Annotated in this window: 8 protein-coding genes and 1 pseudogene; 2 read left to right on the plus strand and 7 right to left on the minus strand. The window is 73.0% G+C overall.

What is annotated here, in order from left to right:
* Both PV721_RS38165 and PV721_RS38170 read left to right on the plus strand, forming a co-directional pair.
* A pseudogene (locus PV721_RS38165) lies at nucleotides 1–311 on the plus strand (diacylglycerol kinase); the annotation flags it as partial.
* Nucleotides 287–829, plus strand: a complete 543-nt coding sequence (locus PV721_RS38170; protein WP_319732659.1) for a hypothetical protein — start codon at nucleotides 287–289, stop codon at nucleotides 827–829. The pseudogene PV721_RS38165 and the gene PV721_RS38170, both read left to right, overlap by 25 nt.
* Before the next feature lie 192 nt (nucleotides 830–1,021).
* Here PV721_RS38170 and PV721_RS38175 read toward each other — a convergent pair whose 3' ends face one another.
* The 7 genes from PV721_RS38175 to PV721_RS38205 form a co-directional block, all read right to left on the minus strand.
* The gene (locus tag PV721_RS38175; protein WP_319732661.1) at nucleotides 1,022–2,230 is read right to left on the minus strand and encodes a cytochrome P450; all 1,209 of its coding nucleotides are present in this window, start codon (nucleotides 2,228–2,230) and stop codon (nucleotides 1,022–1,024) included.
* A 53-nt stretch (nucleotides 2,231–2,283) separates the two neighbouring features.
* Nucleotides 2,284–2,943, minus strand: a complete 660-nt coding sequence (locus PV721_RS38180; protein ID WP_319732663.1) for a response regulator transcription factor — start codon at nucleotides 2,941–2,943, stop codon at nucleotides 2,284–2,286.
* Nucleotides 2,940–4,271, minus strand: coding sequence for a sensor histidine kinase (locus PV721_RS38185; RefSeq protein WP_319732665.1), 1,332 nt, complete (start codon nucleotides 4,269–4,271; stop codon nucleotides 2,940–2,942). The genes PV721_RS38180 and PV721_RS38185 overlap by 4 nt, the downstream gene beginning before the upstream one ends.
* Nucleotides 4,272–4,377: 106 nt before the next feature.
* Nucleotides 4,378–5,049 carry a response regulator transcription factor gene (locus PV721_RS38190; protein ID WP_319732667.1) on the minus strand — a complete coding sequence of 224 codons (672 nt, stop codon included), beginning with the start codon at nucleotides 5,047–5,049 and terminating at the stop codon, nucleotides 4,378–4,380.
* Entirely contained in the window at nucleotides 5,046–6,398 is a 1,353-nt protein-coding gene (locus tag PV721_RS38195) for a sensor histidine kinase (protein WP_319732669.1), read from the minus strand. Before PV721_RS38195 ends, PV721_RS38190 begins: the two co-directional genes overlap by 4 nt.
* The gene (locus tag PV721_RS38200; RefSeq protein ID WP_319732671.1) at nucleotides 6,391–7,590 is read right to left on the minus strand and encodes an acyltransferase; all 1,200 of its coding nucleotides are present in this window, start codon (nucleotides 7,588–7,590) and stop codon (nucleotides 6,391–6,393) included. The genes PV721_RS38195 and PV721_RS38200 overlap by 8 nt, the downstream gene beginning before the upstream one ends.
* The coding region (locus PV721_RS38205) for an alpha/beta hydrolase (RefSeq protein WP_319732673.1) at nucleotides 7,583–8,251 on the minus strand (669 nt) is incomplete at its 5' end. The genes PV721_RS38205 and PV721_RS38200, both read right to left, overlap by 8 nt.

Genomic DNA, 8,251 nt, shown 5'->3' on the forward strand with positions numbered 1-8,251 from the left:
GGGGCGGTGGCGCGGGCGGGAGCGGGGGTCACCACCGGCTGCGGATCGAGGCCGACGGGGTGCTGTTGGCGGACGTGGACCAGCCCGTGGAGGACGTCTCGGTGCGCACGTGCGACGACGGAGGTCCGGCCGAGGTCGTGGTCCGCACGAGTGGGGGCCCGGCGGACTCCGCGGTGACGGCCCGGGCCAAGACGGTGACGGTGTCGGGCGCGGACTTCCGCTACCGGGCCGACGCGGCGATGACCGGGCCGGTCCGCCGCCGTACGTGGACCCTGCGGCCCGGGGCATGGACGCTCACCCTGCCCCGGTGACGGCGGCGGTCGACGATGCGCTGGGCGACTGGCGCCGGGACGGGCTGCTGCTCTGCCTGCTGCCGGTGTTCTGGTGGCCGGCGGTGGTCGCGGCCGTCCTCACCCGGCCGTCGGTGCTGGTGGTTCTGCTGAGCCCGGTGCTGCTGGGGGTGCGGGAGCTCCACGCCGTCCGGCGGGCCCGGCGCGCGCTGCGGGACCCGGGGGTGCGCTGGACCCCGTACGAGGCCATGGTGGTCCGTGCGCGGTGGCGCCCGCCGGTGCTGGTCCTGGCGGACGGGCGGTACGCGCTGACCCTGGGTGTGCTGGGCCGGAGGGTGCTGCCGCCGCGCCCGTGGCCCCGTACGGCGGCGGGCGCGCAGGCCTCGCCGGCGTCGGCCGTGTCGGCCGTGCCGGGGCAGGTGGTGCGGGTGGTGCAGCTCGCGGGGGACCCGGCCGTGGGCGGGGTGCTGTGGGCCCCGTACTCCGGCGGCGTGGGCCGCGCCCGTCCTGCGCGCGGCGCCCTGCCGGGGCCGCGCTAGGCCTTTTTGGATCTTGGCGGGTCAGGCAAGATCCAAAACAGAGGGCCTGGCCGAGGCCGACCTCCTTCCCCCCCCAGGTGCGCGACGGCCGCCCGGGCGGTGGCCGACGGCCCTGACCGCGGCAGGTCTCGCCGGCCTGCGCCGCCTCGACATGACCGTGCGACCGCATCAGCGGCCTCCGGACCGGAACTGCTAGAACTCCACGAGCAGCTGCTCCAGCCCCCGGATGACGTACCCGTCCTGCCACCGGGGCTCCTCGACGAGCCGCAGTGGCGGGACTCCGTCCGCCAGCAGCGCCCCGAAGGAGGCCTCCAGCTCCCGCCGCGCCAGCGGCGCCCCCAGGCAGTAGTGGATGCCGGCACCGAAGCTCAGGTGCGGATTGTCGGCCCGTACGAGGTCCAGCGCGTCGGGCTCCTCGAAGCGCGCGGGATCCCGGTTCGCGGACCCGAAGAGCAGCGCGACCTCGGCTCCGCGCGGGATCTCGGTGTCCCCGATGCGGATGTCGTCGAGCACCCAGCGCTCGAACATCTGCAGGGGAGTGTCGTACCGCATGAGTTCATCCACAGCTGTGGACAACTTTTCGGGATCGCGGCTGCCGCGGAGCGCGGCGAGCTGCGCGGGGTTGCGGAACAGCGCCCACCACCCGTTCACGGTGGTGTTGACGGTGGCCTCGTGTCCGGCATTGAGCAGGAGCACGCAGGTGGAGATCATCTCCTGCTCGCTGAGCCGGCCCTCCTCGTCGTGGGCGGCGATCAGACCGGAGATCAGATCATCGCCGGGGCGGGTGCGGCGCTCGGCGATCAGCCCCCGCAGGTAGGCGCTGAACTCGACGCTCGCCCGCACCGCGCGCCGCGCCGTCTCCTCGTCCGGACGGAGCTCGAACATCCCGCAGATGTCCGCCGACCACGGCCGCAGGAGCCCCCGGTCCGCCTCCGGCACGCCCAGCAGCTCCGCGATCACGGCCACCGGCAGCGGCTCGGCGACGATCGCGAGCAGATCGCCGCCCCCGTCCGCGAGCAGCTGCTCCACCAGCCCGTGGGCCAGCCGCTGCACGGCGGGCACGAGCCGCTCCACCGTGCGCGGGGTGAAGGCCTTCGCCACCAGCCTGCGCACCCGCGCGTGCGCGGGATCCTCCAGGTCCAGCAGGCCGTTGCCGTTGAGCACGTGGAAGGGCTCGTGCTCCGGTGGCGGCGCCTCGCGCCCGAACTCCTCGTGCGAGAAGCGGTGCAGGTAGGTCCGTCCCAGCCGCCGGTCCCGCAGCAGCGCGCTCACATCGGCGTAATGCGGCACCAGCCACTGCCCGGTGGCCTCCCACCACACGGCCCGCCCCTGCTCCCGCAACTCCCGGTACGCCGGATACGGATCGGCGACGAACGCGGCATCCCACGGATCAAAGCCCATCCCCGCACCCTAGGCCTTCTCCGCACCCCACGGCCCGTCATCCGGACCAGGCCCTACGCCGGTGTCACCAGCCGGGTCTCGTAGGCGAACACCGCGGCCTGCGTGCGGTCGCGCAGGCCCAGCTTCACCAGGATCCGGCTCACATGGGTCTTGATCGTGGACTCGGCGACGATCAGCTGGGCCGCTATCTCCGCATTGGACAGCCCCTGGGCGATCAGGACCAGCACCTCCGTCTCCCGCTCCGTCAGCTCACCCACTCCCGCCGGGTCCGCGAGCTTGCGCGTCTCGGAGATCTTCGAGAACTCCGCGATCAGCCGCTTCGTCACCGAAGGCGCCAAGAGGGCCTCTCCGGCGGCCACCACCCGGACCCCGTCCGCCAGCTGACGGGCCGACGCGTCCTTGAGCAGGAACCCGGAGGCCCCGGCCCGCAGCGCCTGGTACACGTACTCGTCGAGGTCGAAGGTCGTCAGCACCAGCACCTTCGCGTCCGTGTCCGCGGCGACGATCTCCCGCGTCGCCTCCAGCCCGTTCATCTGCGGCATCCGGATGTCCATCAGCACCACATCCGGCCGCAGCGCCGCCACCTGCGCGATGGCCTCCCGACCGTCGACCGCCTCGCCCACCACCTCGATGCCGTCCATGGCGTTCAGCAGGACGGAGAACCCCTCCCGCACCATCATCTGGTCGTCGACGATCAACACTCTGATCGTCATACGCTCCCCGCCCCCAGCACCGGCTCCGGCTCCTGACGATGGCGCACCGGTATGAACACCGCCACCTCGTACCCGCCGGCAGCCGTCTGTCCCGCCGTCATCTGCCCCTCCAGCATGGCCACCCGCTCCCGCATTCCGGTGATGCCGTGCCCGGCCCCCGGCGAAGGCTGCACATCCGCGGTCGCCGCCTGATTGACGATCCGTATCCCCAGACCACCCAGCACGTACGAGACCTCCACCTCGGCCGCCGCTCCCGGCGCGTGCCGCAGCGTGTTGCTCAGGGCCTCCTGGATGATGCGGTACGCCGACAGCTCCACGCCCTGCGGCAGCTCCCGCACCGCGCCGGTGATCGTCTTCTCCACGCTCAGCCCGGCCTCCCGCACGTTGGCCAGCAGCCCGTCCAGCGAGGCCAGCGTCGGCTGCGGGGCGTCCGGAGCCTCGTAGTCGGAGGAGCGCACCACACCCAGCACCCGCCGCAGCTCCGTCAACGCCGCCACTGCGTTCTCCCGGATGGTGACGAACGCCGCCTCCAGCTCCGGCGGCGGGTTCTTCACCCGGTACGGCGCGGCCTCCGCCTGGATCGCCACCACCGACATGTGGTGGGCCACCACGTCGTGCAGCTCCCGCGCGATCGTCGTCCGCTCCTCCAGCAGCGTCCGCTTGTCGCGCTCGACGGCCGTGACCTCCTGCTGCGCCGTGACCTCCTGCCGCGCCTCCTTGCGGGTGTTGCGGACGGTGACCGCGAGAAGGGAGACCGCGGACAGGAAGGCCATCGGTCCGGGCTCGAGGGGCTGGCCTATCAGCGAGGGCAGGAAGGACCCGGTCGCCACGGTGATCAGCCACAGCCAGCCGGCCACCCGCGGCCGGCTGCGCAACGCAACGATGGTGATCACGACGAGGTGGGCGAAGAACGTGCCCGGAGACCACGGCCAGGTCATGCTCGTGCTCTCCACCATGGCCAGCGGCAGGGTCACGCCGAGCACCACCCACACGGCGCCGACCGGCCGCACCAGCGTCATCAGCACCGGCGCCGCGGCCATCAGCCCCAGCAGCAGCGACAGCCCGGAAGGGACCATCCTGTTGTTGATGACGGTGACGAACACCGTGACCACGGCCAGCAGGATCACCACCGCATGGGGCAGGAACGCCGTCCTGGGGCGCAGCGCCCGAGGAACCCACCGGGCGACCCGCCCGTCGGTGCGGATCGGCGGCAGCGGCCGGTAGGCGAACGCATCGGTGATCAGGTCGTCGCGGAGGTTCTTGAAGAGCCCCGATGCGAGTCGGAACTCAGGTGGCCGGGCTGTCCCCCCGGTGGTCGTCTCGGTCATACCCCCACCGTAGGGCGGCGTTCCCGTCGTCCGCGTCGCCGCTGAAGGGGATATCCCGGCATCCCCCTCAAGTACTACGAGGGCTGCGAGGACCACCCGGGCCGCCTCAGTATCCGGCCGGCCGGACCAGCCCCGTCTCGTACGCGAACACCGCCGCCTGCGTGCGGTCCCGCAGGCCCAGCTTCACCAGGATCCGTCCGACATGCGTCTTCACCGTCTGCTCCGCCACCGTCAGGTGGGTCGCGATCTCCGCATTCGACAGGCCCTGCGCCACGAGCGACAGCACCTCGGTCTCCCGCTCGGTCAGCTCGTCGATCCGGGCCCGCGACGGCGCCCGCGGCGCCCCCATCCGGGAGAACTCCGTGATCAGCCGCTTCGTGATGTTCGGCGAGAGCAGCGCCTCGCCGGCCGCCACCACCCGCACCGCCTCGGCGAGCTGGTCGGCCGAAGCGTCCTTCAGAAGGAACCCGGAGGCCCCGGCCCGCAGCGCCTCGTACACGTACTCGTCGAGATCGAAGGTGGTCAGCACCAGCACCTTCACGGTGGCATCGGGAACCCCGGTGATGACGGAGGTGGCCTCGATGCCGCCCATTCCCGGCATGCGGATGTCCATCAGCACCACGTCCGGAGCGAGCTCGGCGACCTTCGCCACGGCGTCGGCCCCGTCCACCGCCTGTCCCACGACCTCTATGTCGGGCTGCGCGTTGAGAAGCACGGTGAAGCCCTGCCGCACCATCATCTGGTCGTCGGCGATCATCACCTTGATCGGGGTGCTCATGGGGCCTTCTTCGTCTCGGGGGCGGTGCCGGCGGGCGGGTCCTGAGGGTCCATCGGCAGTACGGCGCTGACCTCGTACCCGCCGTCGGGGCGCGGGCCGGCGGCCAGTTCGCCCCCCAGCATGCCTGCCCGCTCGCGCATCCCCAGCAGCCCGTGTCCCGCGCCCTGGGAAGGCGGGGCGGGGCGGCTCGGCACGGTGTTGGCGATGCACAGGTGCAGCTCGCGCGGCCCGTACGCGATGCCGACCTCCACCTGCGAACCGGGCGCGTGGCGCAGACAGTTGCTCAGCGCCTCCTGCACGATCCGGTACGCGGTGAGCTCCACGCCGGGCGTCAGCGGCCGGCGTATCCCCGCGATCGCGGTGGTGACGTCCAGCCCGGCTCCCCGGACGTTGTCGACGAGGCCGTCCAGCTCGGCGAGGGTCGGCTGCGGATGGTGCGGGTTCGCCGGATCGTCGGGGTTCTCGGAGCGCAGCACCCCGAGGACGCGGCGCAGCTCGGTCAGGGCCTCCAACGCGTTCTCCCGGATGCCCGCCAGGTTCTCCTTGAGCTCCTCGGACGGGTTGTCCACCAGGTGCGGGGCGACCTGCGCCTGGATGGAGATCACCGACATGTGGTGGGCGACCACGTCGTGCAGCTCTCGGGCTATCCGGCTGCGCTCCTCCAGCAGCGTGCGCCGGGCCCGCTCCTCCTCGGTGAGCGATTCCTGCTCGACGAGCTTGCCGCGGGCCAGGCGCGTCGCGCGGAGCGCGTAGCCGAGGATTCCCACGAACCCGAAGAGGATGGCCACGCCGCCGATGAGCGTCTGGCTGTGGGGCGGTCTGAGGACGACGTCGGCCAGTCCGGAGAGGGCGAGCGTGATGCCGATGACCCAGACGGTCACCCGGGGCGGCACCCGTAGGGCGACCATCAGGATGAGGGGCGCGAACGTGAACGGCCCTGCGGGCGTCCAGTGCCAGGCCTGTCCCTGACCGACGTGGTCGTGGATGACCCAGGCGATGAGGGCGGCGGTGACGAGCCCGAGCCACCAGGCGGCGATCGGCCGGAACATGCTGAGCAGGACGGACGCGGACGTCAGCAGCGACAGTCCCAGCACGGCGGGGCCGACGACCTTGTAGTGGTCGTTCAGCTGCATCCCCGTCAGGACGCCGCAGGGAATGGCCGCGTAGCCGAGGACCACGTGCGGCAGCCAGGCCAGCCAGCGCGGCCGGGACATCTTCGGAAGGGGATCCCGCCTCAGGGTGAACAGCTCCTGCACCAGGCCGCGCGGCGCGGGACGGCCGCTACGGCTTCGGCGGGCGCCGGGTGCCGGGGACTCGCTCGGATCGATCACGGGCTCCAGCCTAGGCATGGGTGGTTTCCTTGACGGGGGCCGTTGCCCGGTGGGAGCCGACGACGGGGCGGGTGGTGCCCTCCGGCTTCGGGCGGCCGCCCCGCTCGTACGCGCGGAACGCGGCCCAACACACCGTCAGGGCGACAGCGAACACCGGCAGCCACAGCAGCCGGGATGCTATCCAGCCCACCGAGTCGGGCACGGTGTGCAGACCGGGCAGGTCGGCCGAGAGCAGCAGTCCGAGGGCGGTGACGGCCATCATGGCGGTCTGGTGCCACAGGAAGACCGTCATGGCGGAGAGGTTCACCAGGGCCACCTTCGCCCAGGCCGAAGGCCGCCGCATGGCCCGGGCCAGCGGTTCGCGCACCAGCAGGGCCAGACCGCACTGGGCCAGTCCGAACGCGGCCGCGGCGAGGGTCGGCGGGTTCAGATTCGACACCGCGGCTCCGGGGACGCCCACCATGGACGCCGGGTACCCGCCCCACAGGACCAGCGCGACCGTGGCCACGGTTCCGGCACCGAGCAGGAGCAGCGCCGGCCGGCGCCGGGCGAACGCCCCCCGGGACCAGGCGGCGCCCAGGGTGAAGGGGACCAGCCAGCCGGCGGCCACATTGACCCAGCCGATCCACTCGGGGCCGCCGAGGCCGAAGCGCCACACGTCGACGCCGGCCACCACGGCCAGCGGCCACAGCGGATTGAGCCGGGCCACGAGCGGGGTCGCGGCGGTCAGCGCGGCGAACACCAGCAGGAACCACAGCGGCGACAGCACCAGCTTGACCAGCGTCCGGACGGTGTCCAGCTCCGCCCCGCCGACCAGCATCCCGCCCGCCACGACGGTCCACAGGACGAGCACCGCGGCGACCGGCCGGAACAGCCGGCCCAGCCGCTGCCCGACCCACGTGCCGTACGAGACCTGCCGCTCGCGCGCCGCGACGTACCCGCGGGCGGCGACGTGGCCCCCGACGAGGAAGAAGACGGCCAGGGTCTGGAACACCCAGGAGACCGGGGCCAGCCAGGGCATGTGCGCCAGCGGGCTGGTGGTGCTCAGCCGGCCGTCGGTGGCGGTGAGGGCGGTGACCAGCCAGTGCCCGAGGATCACACCGAGGATCGCGAAGGCGCGCAGCGCGTCCACGGGCCGGTCCCGGCCGGCCGGGGTGGCCGCATCGATGCCCGTGGCGAGCGCGGACCAGCGGGCGCGGAGCTCATGCATGGGGTGCCTCCGAAGCGGGTGTGGTGCCGAGGACGATGGCGGCCAGGCTCTCCAGGGACTCGGTGCCCGGGTTGAGGTAGTCGCTGTGGCCGGCGGCGCCGGGGGTGAAGGCCCGTGCCCCGAAGGCGGGGTCGACGGGGTCGGTGCCGAAGCCGAGCCCGCCGAGCCGGACATGCGGGACCTTCGCCACCCAGTCGCTGCTGCCCCGCCCGGCCCAGACCCGGGCGCCGGTCGGCAGGTCCCGGGCGGCCGCGGCTCCCGTGCCCGGGCTGCCGAAGAGGGCCATGTCGCCGACCGCGGGCCCGGTCGGGGTCCGGGCGCAGACCACGGAACCGTAGGAGTGGCAGAGAAGGGAGAGCCTGGTGCCCGGCGCGGCCATGCCGGCCAACCGGTCGAGGAAGGGCGCCAGTTCGGTGGCGGCCACGTCGGCGCGGCCGGCGGTCAGGACGGTCGTGCTGACCGTGCCGGGGGTGTCGTACCCGAGCCAGGCGACCACGGCGGAGCGCGGATGCTCGGCCCGGAGGCGCTGCTGCAGGGCGACGGCCCCGGCACGGAACCTTTCGTAGGTGTCGAGCGTGGTGTCGGAGCCGGGCACGAGGACGGCGACCCGGTCGGCGGTCTCCAGCTCGCCGAACACCTCGACCGCCCGTCCCTTGCCGCG

The organism is Streptomyces sp. MB09-01 (assembly GCF_033794505.1).
In the GTDB taxonomy this organism is placed as follows: Bacteria; Actinomycetota; Actinomycetes; order Streptomycetales; family Streptomycetaceae; genus Streptomyces.

Coding starts and splice junctions, on each gene's coding strand:
- PV721_RS38170 (WP_319732659.1), top strand. CDS start 287: ATGGACGCTCACCCTGCCCCGGTGACGGCGGCGGTCGACGATGCGCTG.
- PV721_RS38175 (WP_319732661.1), bottom strand. CDS start 2,230: ATGGGCTTTGATCCGTGGGATGCCGCGTTCGTCGCCGATCCGTATCCG.
- PV721_RS38180 (WP_319732663.1), bottom strand. CDS start 2,943: ATGACGATCAGAGTGTTGATCGTCGACGACCAGATGATGGTGCGGGAG.
- PV721_RS38185 (WP_319732665.1), bottom strand. CDS start 4,271: ATGACCGAGACGACCACCGGGGGGACAGCCCGGCCACCTGAGTTCCGA.
- PV721_RS38190 (WP_319732667.1), bottom strand. CDS start 5,049: ATGAGCACCCCGATCAAGGTGATGATCGCCGACGACCAGATGATGGTG.
- PV721_RS38195 (WP_319732669.1), bottom strand. CDS start 6,398: ATGCCTAGGCTGGAGCCCGTGATCGATCCGAGCGAGTCCCCGGCACCC.
- PV721_RS38200 (WP_319732671.1), bottom strand. CDS start 7,590: ATGCATGAGCTCCGCGCCCGCTGGTCCGCGCTCGCCACGGGCATCGAT.